This is a genomic window from Bradyrhizobium sp. GCM10028915, from assembly GCF_042666195.1.
Taxonomy (GTDB): domain Bacteria; phylum Pseudomonadota; class Alphaproteobacteria; order Rhizobiales; family Xanthobacteraceae; genus Bradyrhizobium; species Bradyrhizobium canariense_D.
Map to the genome: position 1 here is coordinate 128,208 of NZ_JBHTFN010000011.1, position 16,885 is coordinate 145,092.

Sequence of the window (16,885 nt, forward strand, 5' to 3'; positions counted from 1 at the left end):
TCTCATTGTTATGACGGGATTGTCCCCGAAATCATGGGAGAAGAAAAGCGCATTGCGCGGCGGCCCCGCAGGGGCGATACGGTGATCCCGCCGAAAAGCGCACGTGCGACAATTGGTCGTTTGGAGGCGTGCCGAGATACGGAATTTGGCTCTCGGCTGAGCCCTTACGCCACACGGCGGACTGCGCTCAGCGTCTCGATCATGCGTCCGACCTCCGCGGCCGGCGAGGGCTTGCCGAAATAATATCCCTGCACGGCGGTGCAGCCGCATTCGCGGACGAAGTCGAGTTGTTCGATCGTCTCGACGCCTTCCGCCGTGGTCTCGACGCCGAGCACCGAGCCGAGGCTGGCGATGGTGCGGACGATCGCCACACTCTCCGGGCTTTCGCCGAGCGTGCCGACGAAGGAGCGGTCGATCTTGATGCGATCGAACGGAAACTTGCGCAAATAGCTCAGAGAAGAATAGCCGACGCCGAAATCGTCGAGGCTGACGCGCACCCCCAACGCGCGCAGCTGGTGCAGGATCTCGATCGTCGCCTCGCTGTCGTCGAGCAGCGCCGTCTCGGTGACCTCGAGCTCGAGCCGATGCGGCGGCAGGCCGGCCTCCGCAAGCGCGCTCGTCACCATCGTCACCAGCCCGCGCGATCGGAACTGCACCGGCGACAGGTTCACCGCGACGGTGAGATCGGGCCAGGTCGCGGCGGTCGCGCAGGCTGTGCGCAGCACCCACTCTCCGATCGGAACGATCAGCCCGTTCTCTTCCGCAATCGGAATGAATTCGGCCGGCGGGACGAGGCCGCGCGAGGGATGTTTCCAGCGCAGCAGCGCCTCGAAGCCGGTAAGTTCGGTGGTGTCGAGCCGCACCTGCGGTTGGAACGCCAGGTGGAATTCACGGGCCTCCAGCGCGCCGCGCAGATCGTGCTCGAGCGCGTGCCGGCTGCGCGCCTCTTCCTCCATTTTGGGCTCGAACAGCTGATAGGCGCCGCGCCCCTTGGCCTTGGCCTGGTACAGCGCGAGGTCGGCGCATTTCATCAGCTCGTCGGCATCGAGCCCGTGATCGGGCGCGATTGCGATGCCGACGGAGACGCCGACATGGATCGACTGGTTCTCCAGCGGCGGCGGGTGACCAATGATCTCCACCAGGCGGCGTGCGAGCCTTTCCGCCGATTGCGGCTGCGGTCCGCGCTGGAGAACCGCGAACTCGTCGCCACCGAGCCGCGCGACGGTGTCGTGCTCGCCGACATTCTCCTGCAGCCGCGCCGCGACCCAGCGCAACAGCCGGTCGCCGGCCGCGTGTCCGAGGCGGTCGTTGACGGTCTTGAAATTGTCGAGATCGAAGCACAGCACGGCCATCGCGCCGCCTGCGATTGCGACCTGGTTCAGCCCCTCGCCCATCTTCTCGCGGAACAGCGTGCGGTTGGGCAGGTCGGTGAGCGAATCGTGCCGCGCCATATGCGCAACGCGGGCCTGGGCCTTGTGGCGCTCGGTAACGTCCTCATAGGTGACGACCCAGCCGCCATGCTCCATTCGCTTGTGATTGAGCTTGATGATGCGGCCGTCGCCCAAATAGCGGTGCAGTGTGTGCTCGCCCTCGCGCAGCCTCTCGACATAGTCGGCATAGAGCCGCGCGGCGGTGGTGTTTGGATGGATGCCGAGCTCGCAGCTGTGCTCCATGATCTCGCGCATCGACACACCCGGCTTCACCAATTCGGGCGACAGTCCGTACATCTCGATGTAGCGCCGATTGCAGACGATGACGCGCAAGCTCGAATCGAGCATGCACAGGCCCTGGCTCATGTTGTTCAGGGCCGCGTCGAACCGCCGATACTGCTCGCTCAACTGCTCGACTGCGTGCTCGCGCTCGGTGATGTCCTCGTAGGTGGCCACAAAACCACCCTCGGCCAGGGCGCAATAGCGCACCGAGATCGTGGTGCCGTTCGACATCCGTCGGCGTATCGGCGAGGAGTTGCGGTCGGCGATCCTTGCGCTGGCGGCCTCCAGGAGGTGTCGCGGGCTATACTCGGAAGAGAACGCGCCGTTTGCCATCGAGCGTTCGATCAGTTCGCCGAGATGCGTGCCCGGCTTGGCTTCCTCCGGCGAGAGCCGATAGATCTTCCGGTAGGTGGTGTTGCAGACGCGCAGGCGCATCTCGCTGTCGTAGAAGGCGAGTCCGTGCGCCATGTTCTCCAACGCCGCATCGAGCATGAAGTTCTGCTGCCTCAGCATCTCCTCGTATTGCAGCCGCTCGGTGACGTCTTCGTGCACCGTCACCCAGCCGCCGTCGGGCAGAAAACGGGAAACCACCTGCACCATCCTTCCGTCATAGCGCATCACCAGCAGGGTTTTCTCCTTCCTGGTGCGCACGTCCTCCAGCCTGGTGTCGTGGAATTCCTCGCCCGGCATGCCCGGCAGGTTGCCGCGCGACATCCAATGCTCGATGACCGTACAATGCGAGACGCCCGGCTTCACGATTTCCGGGTCGAGGTTATAGAGATTCAGGAAACGTTCGTTGCAGACGACGACGCGGCTGTCGGCATCGTACATGATCAAGCCGTGCGCCATGTTGGCGAGCGCGTGCTGGCTGCGCTCGGTCTGCACGCGCAGCTCCGCCTCGAGCCGGGCGAGGCGGCTGACGTCGTCGCAGATCGTCATCCAGCCGCCGCCGGGAAGCGGCTTCAGCTCGAGCGCCATGACGAGGCCGCTCGCGAGTGTCTGTTGAGTCCGGAACGGCTGGCCGGCTGCGATCCGCGCCAGGCGCGCGGCATAGAGTGCGTCGACTTCCCCCGCGGGGATGTTGCCGAGGGCCACACTGTGGGCGAGCACGTCGCGGTAGCTCGTGCCGACCCGCACGATTTCGGCCGACATGTTGAACAGGCTGAGATAGCGCTGATTGACCAGCACGATCCGGTTGCCGGCATCGTAGACGCAGACACCCTGTTCCATGTGGTCGAGTGCAAGCTGGCTCAGCCCGACCAGGGCCTTCGGGCCCTGCTCGCGGCGTGCATCAAGCTCGTTGTCGCGGATCGACGTCATGGGGCGGCGGGGTCTCGGCGGGCAATAGACTTAACGCAGGGCAATTCAGCCGCCGAGGCTAGCGAACAGGCGGGAAAATTCCCTTAAGCGCCGTAGTTTACGGAGGGTGACCGTGATGCAGAGATGCTGCCAATGTGGAGGGGGGTGCAAGGTAGCGTCGCGCCGGTCGGCCTGCGCAATTGCGCCTTAGGCCCGGATGGACATCGAATGTCTGGTCCAAACGGGCCTAAGGCCCGTACAGCACGAGTTCCGTATCCGTGAGATCGGCGAGCTGCGGCCGGTGCGGGCCCTTGAAATATTTGCGGCCGCGACGCTCGGTGTAGATGCCGACGAGGCCGGGAACGGAGCCGTTGGAATCGACGGCGACCGCGATCTTGCCGAGCCGCAGCAGCAGCCGGCCGATGCGGCCCGCGCATTCGGTGTACTCGGCCGCGTTGCGGCAGTAGATCAGCTTCATCGCGGGCGGCGCAATGATGCCACGGCGGATGCGCACCGGTTGCAGGATGAAGGGGAACGCTCCCTTCGGCGTGCGGCAGACGAGGCTGAGGCAATTGTAGCGCGCATGCCGCGTCAAGAGCTCGGTCTCGGCATCGGAAAGCCCGTCGATCGTTTTGGCGTGCTGCGAGATGACCTCGATCTTGCTCCAGCGTGGGACGCGCGCCAGCGCAGGCACGGAGAAGAATATACCCCTGCAATAGGCGCGAAAGCCCTGCGTCTCGATGATCGGCCAGGTCCACGGCGCCGGGCTGATGTTGAGATAGGTGACGTCCTTGTGCCGCTGCGCGATCTTGGTCAGGAGCGGGGCGTAGTTGCGGTAGGCCGGATCGACGTACCAGCTCGACAAATTGCACTGGAGGGCGGTCTCATCGCCGTCCCTCCGCGCCGTGTAGATCAGCAGCAGCACGCCGACCGGCGTGCCGTCATTGTCGAGCATGTAGCCGAAGCGCGGGTAGCCATCCGGTACCGGTCGGAAGGCTTGCCGGCGCAGGCCTTGGATCCAATAGCCGCGCGAGCGCCCGACGAAGCCGCGCGTCAGCAAGTCCGCGACCGCATCGACGTCGGACTCGGTGATCTCGCGGCATCGGACCTTGGTGTGGATCACGCTCGTCTTTCCCGTGGAAATGACCGGCCTCGTTCCGTTAGCGCCCGCCTTCGCCGTGGGCATCGGCCGCGATCTGCGGCTGCAGGACCATGATCTCCCGCACCTTGGCGGGCCAGGCGGAAGGGTCGGTGCCGTGGGTGTGGAACATGGCGACGGCCAGGCGGTCCATGCCGAAGGCGACGCAGCCGGTGTGGGCCGGCTCGCCATTGGCGTCCTTGATGTCCCAGGTCGTGCCGAAATGCTCGCGGTGATAATTGAAGCTCATGCAGGCGGTCGGCTGCTCTTCCGAGCGCAGCGGGATCAGCAGTTCGAACTTGAGCTGCTGCTGCTTCTGGCTCACCGCCTTCATCTGACCGACGCGGCCGAAGAACGGATCGCTGGCATAGTCGACGCGGAATGTGAGACCGAGATCGGTCGCAATCGCCTGCGCGCGCACCATCCAGCGCTCGCGGAAATCGGCGACGTCATCGGGGCTGCCGATGCAGACATATTCCCGCATCCGGAACGATTGCAGCCGGTCGAGATGTATTGACGGTTCACGGCGGAAGCAGTCGGCGGCGACGTCGAAGCGGAGGCCACCCTTCGGTAACTGGCCGCGGCTCGCCGCGATCGGATAGACGGGATAGCAGGCCGCCGGCGACAGCACGAGGTCCGCCGGCGAGAGCGAGCTGGTCCAGTCACCGCCGGCATCGAAGCGGCTTACCGCGGCGTTGATCTCGCGTTCGGTGCCGTGCAGGCCGCAGACGCAACCGAGCAGGTTCGGAAAGCTCTTGAGGTAGCCGGATTTTTCCAGCTGGGACCGGCTCATCACCGGCGGGAAGCGCATCACCTCAGTGCCGGCCTCGCGATGGCTCGTGATCAGCGCGGCGAGCTTTTCGACGATGCCCTCATAGAGCGCGGTGCGGGCATAAACGCCGTCCGAGCCCATAGGGTGGAACAGCTTCTCGGCGAGATGATCCAGCGGATCCGCGATCTGCGGCGCGGTCTCAGGCGAGTTGGGGAGAACAGCAATGTTCATGTTCGGCTTCCTGCTATCTGAAATTGTTCTTATTGAACGAAGGCACGTCGGTCTCGAAAGCTCGTCAGTCCCGAAGGCTTGTCGGCACGCCGCTCATCAGGGTCGACGTCGCGGCATTGGCCAGAATGCGGTCGTTGTTGATCATGATCGGCGACGACAATACGTCGCGCAGGTGGCGGCCCATGGTGAACTCACCGTCGTTGCGGTAGCCGGAAAGGCCTGCGGTGCGCATCGCGTGCATCACGGTCTCGACCGCGAGCTCCGAGGCCTGCACCTTCAGAAGCGTGATCGAAGACTGGAAGTCGAGCGAGCCGAGCGCGCGTTCATCGTGCTCGGCGAGAGCAAAGGCGTCGATATTGGCCGATATCAGCGCCCGCAGCTTGGCCAGCGACATCTTGGCGGCGGTGAAATGTGCGGCTGCCGGAGGCATCTGTCCGCCCGAGGTGCGGGCCGCCTTGCGGACGAAGGCCTGCGCACGGGTAACGGCGGCTGCAGCGATACCAGCCCAGGCCGAGGACCAGCACAGATGCGCGAACGGCGTCATGGTCTGGGCGTGGATCTTGTCGTAGGATTCCGGGAAGACGCGGTCGGTGGGGCAGTCGACCTTCAGCTCGAAACCGGTCGAGCAGGTGCCGCGCATGCCGAGCGTTTCCCAGCCCAGCGTCCGCTTCAGCGAATAATCGTCCCTGGCGAGCGCCAACAGCACCTGGTCGGACGCAGAAGCGTCTGTGGCGCGGCGGGCGATGGTCACGAGGCCGTCGGCCTCGGCACCGTAGGAGATCACGGTGGCGTCGCGCAGCAGCGAGACAGTGTCGCCGGCGACGTCGACGGCGGCGGCGCTAGCGCGGATGTTGCCGCCGTTCTGACCTTCGGTGGTGGAGGAGGCGAGCAGCCACTGGTCGCGTGCGACCCGGCGCATCATGGTTTCCATCCAGGGGATGCCGTGGCCGTGCCTGACGACGCAGGCGACCTTCGTGGTGTGCATGGCGTAGATCATCGCCGTGGAGGCGCAGGCGCGTCCGAGCGTGTAGCAGACGTCGGTGGCGTCGTGGATCGAGGCACCGAAGCCGCCGAACTCGGCCGGGATCATGACGCCGAGCAGCTTCTGCTCACGCGCAACCTCGAAAGCCTTGTGGGGGAAGCGGGCATCGCGATCGACCCCGTCTGCGTCGGCAGCCGCCACGGTGGCGGTGCGGGCGGCGCGCTCAATGAGAGAGGGACCATGCTCGAGAAAGCTCGTCTGCGTCTCGTCGACAGTGAGGACTGCTTCACGCACGTTCATATCGTCCGCCTCCGGTTTGCCGTTCAGGATCGCCGGCATCATTCGCGATGCCGCTTGAGCGATTCCTTCGACCATCTTTGCTTATGAGATGAGGCTACGGATTTAATTCAAATTCGTCGATGAAATAGAGGGTAAACAAAGCCCAATTCCGAACGAACAGTTAAGTTCGGGTTGTTTGCCTCGTCCGGATTTCCGCGATCGCGTTAGGGATCTGTAAGAAGCCGGAAATCCAACAATCTGAGTCATCGTTTACTAAGAAACGCGAAGTAATGGTGGCGTCCATTGCGGGATCGGCCCGCCGTGCCCATCGTAGCCGGCAACCGGTCCGACCTTTGTCGACAGATGGGAATTTACCGATGCAGGCTTTCGATACCGAGTTGCGCAATCGCATCATCAAGCTGGTGAAGGGCATCCTCGCGCAGAACTCGCTCTCCGCTGAGGTCACGCCGCAGGCCAAGCTCGTCGACGTCGGCCTGACCTCGATGGACATGGTCAATCTGATGCTCGGCGTCGAAGCCGAATTCGACTTCACGATTCCCCAGGTCGAGATCACACCGGAGAACTTCCAGTCCGTCGAGACGCTGGAGCGCATGGTCGCGACCCAGCTGCGGTCGGCGGCCGCGGCATAGCCGGGAGTGCTGGCGCGCGTTCTCCTGACGGCACCTCTTGACCCCATCACCCGTTCCAAAACCGACGTAAAACTGGCATAGCTTCTCCACGGAATCGCGATGGCGCGAACGGGGTGGAGCAGGCATGACGCAGGCGGTATTGGGCATCATCGGCGGCTCCGGCATCTACGATCTGCCGGGGCTGGAGGACGCTCGCGAAGAGGTGATCAGGAGTCCCTGGGGTGAACCGTCGGCACCCCTGCGGCGCGGCTCGATTGCCGGCCTGCCGATCGTGTTCCTGCCGCGCCACGACAAGGGCCACCGGCTGTCGCCCTCCGACATCAATTATCGCGCCAATATCGACGTCCTCAAGCGCGCAGGGGTCACAGACCTGATCTCGCTGTCGGCCTGCGGCTCGTTCAGGGAGGAACTGCCGCCGGGAACCTTCGTTCTCGTCGACCAGTTCGTCGATCGTACCCACAAACGCGAGAGCTCGTTCTTCGGGAGGGGATGCGTCGCGCATGTGTCGATGGCGCACCCGGTCTCGCCGCGGCTGCGCATCCACCTTGCCACGGCGGCCGAAGCCGAGGGCATCGCGTTTGCGCGCGGCGGCACCTATGTCTGCATGGAGGGACCGCAATTCTCGACCTATGCGGAAAGCATGACCTACAAGACGCTTGGCTATTCCGTAATCGGCATGACCAACATGCCCGAGGCGAAACTCGCGCGTGAGGCGGAGCTTTGCTACGCCACCGTCGCGATGGTGACGGATTTCGATTGCTGGCATCCTGATCACGACGCCGTCACCGTGCAGGACATCATCCGCGTTCTGAGCTCGAACGCCGACAAGGCAAAAGCGCTGGTGGCGCGGCTGGCGAAAGACTTCCCGCGCGAGCATGAGCCGTGCCCGATCGGCTCGGACCGCGCGCTCGATACCGCGCTGATCACCGCGCCCGAGGCGCGCGATCCCGAGCTCTTGAAGAAGCTCGACGCGGTGGCCGGGCGCATCCTGCGAACGTGATACGAAAGGCAGAATCCCATGAAGGTCGACGGCAAGCATTTCCGCAGCATCTGGCGTGAGCGCGACGGCTGGTCGGTCGGAGCGATCGACCAGCGCCGGCTGCCGCATGAGTTCATCGTTGCGAAGCTGACCTCATGCGAGGACGCGGCCCTCGCCATCCGCGACATGCTGGTGCGCGGTGCGCCACTGATCGGCGCGACCGCAGCTTACGGCATGGCGCTGGCGATGCGCGAGGACGCTTCCGACGCCGGCCTGAAGCGCGCCTACGACACGCTCGTGGTGGCGCGGCCGACCGCGATCAATCTGAAATGGGCCCTGGACGAGATGCGCGCGAGCCTCGCGCCGATCGATGCACTGGAGCGCGCGGAGGCCGCCTATGCGCGCGCCGACGAGATCGTCGAGCAGGACGTCGAGATCAACCGCGGCATCGCCGGCAACGGCCTGAAACTCATCGAGGCGATCGTCGCAAGGAAGAAGCCGGGCGAGACCGTCAATGTGCTGACCCATTGCAATGCCGGCTGGCTTGCGACCGTCGACTGGGGCACGGCGACGGCGCCGATCTATCTGGCGCACGAGCGCGGCATCAAGATCCACGTCTGGGTCGACGAGACGCGGCCGCGCAACCAGGGCGCCTCGCTCACGGCCTGGGAGCTTGGCCATCACGGCGTGGCGCATACGGTGATTCCGGACAACACCGGCGGGCATCTGATGCAGCACGGCATGGTCGATCTCGCCATCGTCGGCACCGATCGCGTTGCCGCCAATGGCGATGTCTGCAACAAGATCGGCACATATTTGAAGGCGCTCGCCGCTCACGACAATAATGTGCCGTTCTATGTCGCGCTGCCGTCGCCGACGATCGATTTCGCCGTTGATGACGGCATCCGCGACATCCCGATCGAGCAGCGCAGCGGCACGGAAGTCACCGACATGACCGGCCGCACCGCGGACGGAAGGCTTGAGACCGTGCGCATCGTGCCGGAGGGCTCGCCGGTCGCGAACTATGCCTTCGACGTGACCCCGGCACGGCTCATCACCGGCCTCATCACCGAGCGCGGCGTGCTGAAGCCCGATCGCGCCTCACTTGCCGCGGCGTTTCCGGAGCGGATCGCAGCTGCGGCGGAGTAGTTCTGGCTCGGCGATAGCTCGCAATGACGGAGAATGACGCTCTAGCTCAGCTTCAATCCCGTCGCGGCCTCGAGCCCGGCGATCGCCTGGGCGCCGCTGGTGACCTTGATCGTCGTCATGCCCATCTCGCGTGCCGGCTTCAGATTGACGCCGAGATCGTCGAGATAGACGCAATTCTTCGGATCGACCTTCAGCGTTTCGACCATCAGCTGATAGATGCGCGGGTCGGGCTTGCGCAGGCCGATTTTGGCGGACTCGATGACATGGTCGAACAGCACCATCACCTCGGCGACATAGAGTGAGCGCCCGGTCATGCTGCCGATCGCATTGGCCGGCAGATTGTTGGTAATGCAGCCGGTCTTGAATTGCGCCTTGATGCGCTTCAACGCTTCGACCATCTCGGGGCGCAGATCGCCCTGAAGCAGCGGCAGCACGTCGCGGCCGCGCACCTCCGCGCCGAGCGCCAGCGATTCCGTCGCGAACAGTCTGTCGAACGTGTCGATATCGACCTCGGCGCGCTCGAACTTGGCCCAGGCATTTTCCAGATGATTGGCGGCATTGGTGCGCCGGATGATGTCGATGGGCAGGCCACGCTCTGTCTCGAACCGCGTGAACGCTTCAAACGGCGAACTCGTCAGCACGCCACCAAAATCAAAGATCACAGCCTCGATCGTCAAGATCCCGCCCTCGTCAATTCCTTTCCAAGAGCGCTAGCATGCGCTATCGGCAAGGGCCAGTCCGAAGCCATCCTAATGCTGTCACCGACGCCAACACCAAAGCGTGTTCCCATGAAGAAGCTCGTAACCCTCATTGCGATCGCGCTGCCGCTCGCCACGCCCGCTTATGCCATCGTTGGTGGCGGCACGCCCCAGGCCGATGGCGTCGCGCGCGCCGTCGTCACGATCGTCGGCTCGCGCGGCAATTTCTGTACCGGCACCCTCGTTGCGCCAAAGCTGGTGCTTACCGTCGCCCACTGCGTGCAACCCGGCGCGGACTACAAGATCGTCGATCGCGGCACCGACGGGCAGCCGCAACTGCTGAATGTCCGCACCGTCGCGATCCATCCGAATTTCAACATGCAGGCAATGCAAGCGCATCGCGCTACCGCCGACGTGGCGCTGCTGCAGCTGGAAATTCCACTCAAGGGAAAATCGACGGTGCCCGTCGGCGCGCCGAATATTCCGATCCAAGTCGGCAGCCGCTTCGTCATCGCCGGTATCGGCGTCACCGTGCGTGGCGAGGGCAAGAGTGGCGGCGCGACGCGTGTTGCCGGCCTCGTCGCGACGGGTCAGCCCGGCACGCTCCAGATCCGGCTGGTCGACCCCGTAACCAACGGTGTTCGCGACGGAATTGGCGCCTGCACCGGCGATTCCGGCGGTCCCGTATTCGAGGACAAGCCGACCGGATCCGTGCTCGTCGGCGTCATCAGCTGGTCCACGGGGCCGAACGGAGCCGCCGGCTGCGGCGGGCTGACCGGTGTTACGCCGCTCACGCTCTATCGCGACTGGATCTTGCAGACCGCGCGGAGCTGGGGTGCGGCGCTGTGATTTGACCGCGACCCGATCTATGTCATCTTGAAGCGGAAGCGCGATGGGCGACCATGTCCGTCGCGGAGGAAACGCGCCGCCCAACCAAGGGCGGCCACAAAAACAAGCAAGGCATAGAAGCAACAATGAATGTCGCTGTTCGCAGTCACGCCACGGCCAAACAGGCTTCTGAACATTTCGACGTGCTGATCGTCGGCGCCGGCATCTCGGGCATCGGCAGCGCCTATCACATGACCAAGCAGCTTCCGGGTGCGAGCTTCGTCATCCTGGAAACGCAGGCGACGTTCGGCGGCACGTGGACCACGCATCGCTATCCCGGCATCCGCTCCGACAGCGATCTCCACACCTTCGGTTATAGCTTCAAGCCCTGGGTCGGGCCGCCGATCGCGACCGCCGAGGAAATCCTCGCCTACATGAACGAGGTGATCGACGAAAACGATATCGCGCGGCATATCCGCTACAAGCACAAGATCAATTCGGCGAGCTGGTCGAGCGAGCAAAACCTCTGGACTATCGAGGCGGTGACGACCGACACCGGCGAAGCGAAAACATTCACTGCGAACTTCCTCTGGATGTGCCAGGGCTATTACCGCCATTCGGAAGGCTATACGCCGGAATGGAAAGGTACCGATCGCTTCAAGGGCCGCATCGTTCATCCGCAGACCTGGCCTGATGATATCGACCTCGCGAACAAGAAAGTCGTCGTGATCGGCTCCGGCGCGACGGCGGCGACGCTGGTGCCGAACATTGCCGACAAATGCGCGCATGTCACGATGCTGCAGCGTTCGCCGACCTATTTCCGTCTCGGCCGCAACGCCATCGAGATCGCGGAGGAGCTGCGCCGGCTGCAGGTCGACGAGGCCTGGATCCACGAGATCGTTCGCCGCAAGATCCTGTTCGAGCAGGACGCGTTCACCAAGCTTTGCTTGTCAAAACCCGAGCAGGTGAAAAAGGAGCTGATCGGGCAGATCAGCGCAGTGCTCGGTCCGGAGTACGATGTCGACACGCATTTCACGCCGAGCTACCGGCCGTGGCGGCAGCGCATCGCCTTCGTGCCCGATGCCGATCTGTTCAAGGGCATCGCCAGCGGCAAGGCGTCCGTCGTCACCGACGAGATCGAGTGCTTCGTCGAGAACGGCATCCAGCTCAAATCCGGCAAGCTGCTCGAGGCCGACGTCATCATCACCGCAACCGGCTTCAATCTCGCGGCGCTCGGCGACATCGCCTTCGAGGTCGACGGCAAGCCGCTCGCCTTCGGCGACACCGTCACCTATCGCGGCATGATGTTCACGGGCGTGCCGAACATGGTCTGGGTGTTCGGCTATTTCCGCGCCAGCTGGACGCTGCGCGTCGACCTCGTCGCCGACTTCGTCTGCCGCCTGCTCGGTCACATGAAGGCCAAAGGTGCGAAGAAGGTCGAGGTCAAGTTGCGAGCCGAAGACCACAACATGCCGATCCTGCCCTGGATCGATCCGGAAAACTTCAATCCCGGCTATATGATGCGCAACATGGACTTGCTGCCCAAGCGCGGCGACAAGCCGGAATGGCAGCACAGCCAGGATTACTGGACCGAAAAGGACGAGATCCCGAAGACGAATCTGGATGGCGGGGAGTTTGTGTACGGGTGAGGACTAGGCGCTAACCAAGCATTGCAACGTCGTCCCGGCCTAGTGCGCAATTGCGCACGGGGGCCGGGACCCATACAGCGAGGCCTATCGATTGCGGACGGTGCTAGTCCGAACGACTAGTCTTCGCCAAATCACTCCCTGGGGTTATGGGTCCGGCCTTCGCCGGGACGACACGGTGTGCTGAGTCACATCCCAACTCACTCGGAGCAAGACTACGAATTCCTTCTTGTCGCATTCGTTGCAATCGCCGCAGCCGCGGTCCGGTTCTCGACTCCAAGCTTGGAGTAGATCTGCTCGAGATGCTTGTCGACCGTGCGCGGGCTCAAGCCCAAGATCTGCGCGATGTCGCGGTTGGTCTTGCCCTTGCTGAGCCAGGCCAGCACCTCGCCTTCGCGGGTGGTGAGGCCAAGCTCGCTGGTGAATTCGGGTGGCGGCGCGGTGCCGGACTCCCTAGAAAGCCGCAGCAGGAACTCGTTCGGAGCGGTCTCGCCCATGTAGTACAATCGGAGCTGAGGATTGTCGGGCAAGGAAGCCGCCTGCGACTTCGAGCTGCCCTTGCCCTTCGCCTGCTCCAGCCATTGCAGCAATGATACCGGCAGGACGAAATCGTCGTCGGCCTGCGCGCCGTGGTGGTCCGCCAGCAGCTTCTGCGCCTGCGGGGTCGCCCACAACAATTTGCCCTGGCGGTTGACCGCGAACAGGAATCGGCCGGAGACATCGAGCGCGGCGCGTGCGCTTTGCGTCAGCCGCGCATTGCCGAGATGAACGCGGATCCGCGCCAGCATCTCCTCGATCACGATCGGCTTGGTCACGTAGTCGACGCCGCCGGCCTCCAGCCCGCGCACGATGTGCTCGGTCTCGGCGAGCCCCGTCATGAATATCACCGGGACATTGGCAAGGCCCGCATCGCGCTTGAGGCGGCGGCAGGTCTCGAACCCGTCCATGCCCGGCATCACAGCGTCGAGCAGCACGATGTCAGGCGTGATTTGGTCGACGATACGCATCGCGGCCGCGCCATCGAGCGCCACCATCACCGTCATCCCGGCGCTGTCGAGCGCGTCGGTGAGCAGCCGCAGCGTCTCCGGGGAGTCGTCGACAACGAGCGCGACGTCGCGCTTTTTCGACTCAGTGCTCATACGCATGCAACGTCTTCAATGTGGCCATGTACTGGCCGAGATCGAAGCGGTCGATCAGCGACCGCATTTCCGCGACGAAGTCGGCATGTTCAGGGTGCTCACTGCCGATCTCGTCCAGCTTCAACTGGATAGCCTTGACGTAGCCGATCTGACCGAGCCCGATCAGAGCCTCGATGTGTCGTACGGGCGGCCGCGAGCCGCTCTCCGGCCGCCACAGCGGCACCGCGATCTCCTCCGAGCCGTGTTGCCATTCGACCTTGAGAAGCTGGCGGATACTTTCCAAAAGCCTGGGAATATCGATCGGCTTCATCAGGTAGCCGTCGTGGAAAGGCTGTGCCAGCGGTGTGCCGTGCGCCTCGAGCGCGCTGGCAGACACCATCAGGATGCGCGCCTGATGGTGGCCGCTGGCGCGCAGCGTCTCCGCCACCGTCCAGCCGTCCATGCCAGGCATGGAGATATCGAGCAGGAACAGATCAGGCCGGCAGTGCTGGGCTAGCGCCAGGCAGCCAGGCCCGTCGGGCGCGCTGAGCAGGATGAAGCCGAGTGGGGTCAACACCTCGCGCAGGAGGTCGCGATGCACGGGATCGTCGTCGGTGATGAGGATGGTCTTGCGCGCGCCGTGATAGCCCGAGATCGGGGCCTCCACCGGCGCAATGCGCTGCGGATTGGTGACTTCGGATAGCAGCATCTTGACCTTGAACGTGCTGCCGCTGCCGACCGTGCTCAAGACCTTGATGTCGCCGCCCATGACGCCGGCGAGCAACCGGCTGATGGTGAGGCCCAGCCCCGTGCCGGTCTGCGGCTGCGAGACACCGAGCGCGCCACGTTCGAAAGGTGCGAAGATGCGTTCGAGATCGTCGCCCTGGATGCCGGGGCCGGTGTCGATCACCTCGAACTCCGCGACCGGGCTGCGATAGTGCACCACGAACTGCACACTGCCGACCTGGGTGAATTTGATCGCGTTGGACAGCAGATTGATCAGCACCTGGCGCAGCCGCTTCTCGTCGGCATAGACCACGACCGGCAAATGCGCCGGCCGCCTGAACACGAAGTCGATGCTCTTGGCCGCGGCCTGAAGGCGGAACATGCCGACGAGCTGGTCGAGGAATTCGGTCACGCGCACCTCGTCGCGCGACAGGTACAGCCGCCCCGCCTCGATCTTGGAGATGTCCAGAATGCCGTCGATCAGGCCGGAGAGGTGATCGGCGCTGCGGCGGACGACGCGGACCTGGTCGCGCGGCTTGGTGTTGAGCGTGGTGTCCTGCTCCAGGAGTTGGGCATAGCCGCTGATCGCATTCAGCGGCGAGCGCAGCTCGTGGCTCAGGCCCACCACGTAGCGGCTCTTGGCGAGGTTGGCGGATTCTGCGATTTCCTTGGCGCGCTGGAGCTCGGCATCGGTGCGCTTGTGGGCGTCGATCTCCTGAATCAGCAGCGTGGTCTGGCGTCGGGTCTCGGCCTCGGCGGCCCGTCGGCTCTGCTGCGCCAGCACGAACAGCCAGGCCACGACGCCGATGATGATGCTGAGCGAGAAGAACACCTTCCAGAGCACGTTGGAGACGAGCATGTTCTCGCCGGGCACGCTGACCGAGGACTGGAGGTAGATCAGCCCCAGCACCAGCGCGACGAGGCCCGCGGAGACCACGAACACACCGATGTAGTGGCCAAACTGCGAATTGATTCGCTGATAGATGGCCTGCGGCAAGATCCTGGCGAGTGCGTCGGCGAACTGCACCTGCGCGCGCGCATGCGGTTTGCACAAATCGTGGCAGCGCGCATCGAGCGAGCAGCATAGCGAGCAGATCGGGCCGGCATAGGCAGGACAGGAGGTCATGTCCTCCGGCTCGAAATGGTGCTCGCAGATGCAGCACTGGATCGATTCGATGTTGGCCCAACTCCTCTTCGGCTTGCGCGCGATGTAATATTTTCCGTCGGTGAGCCAGGCGATGACGGGCGCGGTGACGAAGGCGACCGTCAGCGCGACGAAGGCCGCGAGCGCTTTCATGGTCGAGCCGAACAGGCCGTAGAATGCCGCGATCGAGACGATGGTCGCGATCGTCATCGCGCCGACGCCGACCGGGTTGATGTCGTAGAGATGGGCGCGCTTGAACTCCATCTGCGGCGGGCGCAGGCCGAGGGGCTTGTTGACCACGAGATCAGAGACCAGCGCACCGACCCAGGCGATCGCGACATTGGAGTAGAGCGCGAGCGTCTGCTCCAGCGCCTTGTAGACGCCGATCTCCATCAGCAGCAAGGCCACCATCACGTTGAACACCAGCCAGACGACCCGGCCCGGATGGCTATGAGTGAGACGCGAGAAGAAGTTCGACCAGGCGATCGAGCCTGCATAGGCGTTGGTGACGTTGATCTTGAGCTGCGACAGGATCACGAACGCGCCGGTGAGTGCCAGAGCCATGTCCGGCTGCGACAACACGTAGCGAAACGCCTCGAGATACATGTGCGCAGGCTCGGCCGCCAGCTCGCTGGAGAGGCCGTGGCTCAGCGCGAAGAAGGCGAGAAACGAGCCCAGCAGCAATTTCAGCGCGCCGAAGATGATCCAGCCGGGCCCCGCGATCAGCAGGGCGGCCCACCACGACGTTCGCGAGGTGCGGCGGTCGCGCGGCAGAAACCTGAGGAAGTCGACCTGCTCGCCGATCTGAGCCACCAGCGAAAACACCACGGAGGATGCTACGCCGAACAGCAGCAGATCGAAATGTCCGCTGGGGTCGCCGTGCTCGCCGGCGAATTTGCGCCACTCCGTGAACGAGTAAGGGTTGGCCCAGGCGATGGCGGCAAAGGGCAGGATGTGCAGGATGATCCAGATCGGCTGCGTCCAGAGCTGGAAGCGGCTGATCAGCGTGATGCCGTAGGTGACAAGCGGGATAATCGCGACCGCGCTGATGAGATAGCCGATCGGGCGCGGAATGCCGAAGCACATCTCGAGCGCCGTGGCCAGGATGACCGCTTCGATCGCGAAGAAGATGAAGGTGAAGGAGGCGTAGATCAGCGACGTGACGGTCGAGCCGATATAACCGAAGCCGGCGCCGCGGGTGAGCAGGTCAATGTCGATGCCGCATTTGGCGGCATAATAGGCAATCGGGACGCCGCAGCAGAAGATGATGATGGAGACGACGAGGATCGCGGCGGTGGCGTTGGTAACCCCATAATTCAGGGTGATGGTGCCGCCGATCGCCTCAAGCGCGAGAAAGGAGATGGCGCCCAGGGCAGTGTTGGCGACGCGGGCAGCGGACCACCGGCGCGCGCTCTTGGCGGTGAAGCGCAGCGCGTAGTCTTCCAGCGTCTGGTTGGCGACCCATTGGTTGTACTGGCGCCTGACGCGATCTATTCGCTGCCGCCCTGCCACTTCAGCCCCCACTCCTACTCCC

At 64.1% G+C, this 16,885-nt stretch carries 12 protein-coding genes; 5 read left to right on the forward strand and 7 right to left on the reverse strand.

All coding sequences use genetic code 11. From position 1 onward, the window contains the following. Nucleotides 1-164: 164 nt before the first annotated feature. The 4 genes from ACFQX9_RS08925 to ACFQX9_RS08940 form a co-directional block, all read right to left on the reverse strand. Nucleotides 165-3,032 carry a PAS-domain containing protein gene (locus ACFQX9_RS08925; RefSeq protein WP_377787826.1) on the reverse strand — a complete coding sequence of 956 codons (2,868 nt, stop codon included), beginning with the start codon at nucleotides 3,030-3,032 and terminating at the stop codon, nucleotides 165-167. 226 nt (nucleotides 3,033-3,258) lie between these two features. Next, nucleotides 3,259-4,134, reverse strand: coding sequence for an acyl-CoA acyltransferase (locus tag ACFQX9_RS08930; RefSeq protein WP_377787829.1), 876 nt, complete (start codon nucleotides 4,132-4,134; stop codon nucleotides 3,259-3,261). A gap of 37 nt (nucleotides 4,135-4,171) precedes the next feature. Then, on the reverse strand, nucleotides 4,172-5,152 hold the full coding sequence (locus ACFQX9_RS08935; RefSeq protein WP_377787832.1) for an amino acid--[acyl-carrier-protein] ligase: 981 nt from the start codon (nucleotides 5,150-5,152) through the stop codon (nucleotides 4,172-4,174). A 64-nt stretch (nucleotides 5,153-5,216) separates the two neighbouring features. Then, nucleotides 5,217-6,434 (reverse strand): acyl-CoA dehydrogenase family protein, encoded by a 1,218-nt coding sequence (locus ACFQX9_RS08940; RefSeq protein ID WP_026233057.1) that lies wholly within the window; start codon nucleotides 6,432-6,434, stop codon nucleotides 5,217-5,219. 356 nt (nucleotides 6,435-6,790) lie between these two features. On the opposite strand from ACFQX9_RS08940, the gene ACFQX9_RS08945 reads away from it, so the two are divergent. The 3 genes from ACFQX9_RS08945 (at nucleotide 6,791) to mtnA (ending at nucleotide 9,191) form a co-directional block, all read left to right on the forward strand. Further along, a complete protein-coding gene (locus ACFQX9_RS08945) occupies nucleotides 6,791-7,063 on the forward strand; it encodes a phosphopantetheine-binding protein (protein WP_018455933.1) in 273 nt (90 codons plus the stop codon). Between the two features lie 124 nt (nucleotides 7,064-7,187). Beyond that, a complete protein-coding gene (locus tag ACFQX9_RS08950) occupies nucleotides 7,188-8,063 on the forward strand; it encodes an S-methyl-5'-thioadenosine phosphorylase (protein WP_018455934.1) in 876 nt (291 codons plus the stop codon). An 18-nt stretch (nucleotides 8,064-8,081) separates the two neighbouring features. Further along, nucleotides 8,082-9,191, forward strand: coding sequence for an S-methyl-5-thioribose-1-phosphate isomerase (mtnA, locus tag ACFQX9_RS08955; RefSeq protein ID WP_018455935.1), 1,110 nt, complete (start codon nucleotides 8,082-8,084; stop codon nucleotides 9,189-9,191). Nucleotides 9,192-9,232: 41 nt separating this feature from the next. Here mtnA and ACFQX9_RS08960 read toward each other — a convergent pair whose 3' ends face one another. Beyond that, entirely contained in the window at nucleotides 9,233-9,868 is a 636-nt protein-coding gene (locus ACFQX9_RS08960; RefSeq protein WP_018455936.1) for an HAD-IA family hydrolase, read from the reverse strand. A gap of 111 nt (nucleotides 9,869-9,979) precedes the next feature. Between ACFQX9_RS08960 and ACFQX9_RS08965 the strand changes: the two genes are divergently transcribed. After that, nucleotides 9,980-10,738, forward strand: coding sequence for a S1 family peptidase (locus tag ACFQX9_RS08965; RefSeq protein WP_377787836.1), 759 nt, complete (start codon nucleotides 9,980-9,982; stop codon nucleotides 10,736-10,738). 125 nt (nucleotides 10,739-10,863) lie between these two features. Further along, entirely contained in the window at nucleotides 10,864-12,366 is a 1,503-nt protein-coding gene (locus ACFQX9_RS08970) for an NAD(P)/FAD-dependent oxidoreductase (protein ID WP_085385568.1), read from the forward strand. A gap of 212 nt (nucleotides 12,367-12,578) precedes the next feature. On the opposite strand, the gene ACFQX9_RS08975 is transcribed toward ACFQX9_RS08970, so the two are convergent. Both ACFQX9_RS08975 and ACFQX9_RS08980 read right to left on the reverse strand, forming a co-directional pair. Next, nucleotides 12,579-13,508: a response regulator gene (locus ACFQX9_RS08975; protein ID WP_007598081.1), complete on the reverse strand. Its 930-nt coding sequence runs from the start codon at nucleotides 13,506-13,508 to the stop codon at nucleotides 12,579-12,581. After that, the gene (locus ACFQX9_RS08980; RefSeq protein WP_377787884.1) at nucleotides 13,492-16,863 is read right to left on the reverse strand and encodes an ATP-binding protein; all 3,372 of its coding nucleotides are present in this window, start codon (nucleotides 16,861-16,863) and stop codon (nucleotides 13,492-13,494) included. Before ACFQX9_RS08980 ends, ACFQX9_RS08975 begins: the two co-directional genes overlap by 17 nt. Nucleotides 16,864-16,885 lie beyond the last annotated feature (22 nt).

Excerpts from the sequence above, each read along its gene's own strand:
- ACFQX9_RS08950 (WP_018455934.1), top strand. The coding sequence starts at position 7,188 with ATGACGCAGGCGGTATTGGGCATCATCGGCGGCTCCGGCATCTACGAT.
- ACFQX9_RS08940 (WP_026233057.1), bottom strand. The coding sequence starts at position 6,434 with ATGAACGTGCGTGAAGCAGTCCTCACTGTCGACGAGACGCAGACGAGC.
- ACFQX9_RS08925 (WP_377787826.1), bottom strand. The coding sequence starts at position 3,032 with ATGACGTCGATCCGCGACAACGAGCTTGATGCACGCCGCGAGCAGGGC.
- ACFQX9_RS08935 (WP_377787832.1), bottom strand. The coding sequence starts at position 5,152 with ATGAACATTGCTGTTCTCCCCAACTCGCCTGAGACCGCGCCGCAGATC.
- ACFQX9_RS08945 (WP_018455933.1), top strand. The coding sequence starts at position 6,791 with ATGCAGGCTTTCGATACCGAGTTGCGCAATCGCATCATCAAGCTGGTG.
- ACFQX9_RS08965 (WP_377787836.1), top strand. The coding sequence starts at position 9,980 with ATGAAGAAGCTCGTAACCCTCATTGCGATCGCGCTGCCGCTCGCCACG.
- mtnA (WP_018455935.1), top strand. The coding sequence starts at position 8,082 with ATGAAGGTCGACGGCAAGCATTTCCGCAGCATCTGGCGTGAGCGCGAC.
- ACFQX9_RS08975 (WP_007598081.1), bottom strand. The coding sequence starts at position 13,508 with ATGCGTATGAGCACTGAGTCGAAAAAGCGCGACGTCGCGCTCGTTGTC.
- ACFQX9_RS08970 (WP_085385568.1), top strand. The coding sequence starts at position 10,864 with ATGAATGTCGCTGTTCGCAGTCACGCCACGGCCAAACAGGCTTCTGAA.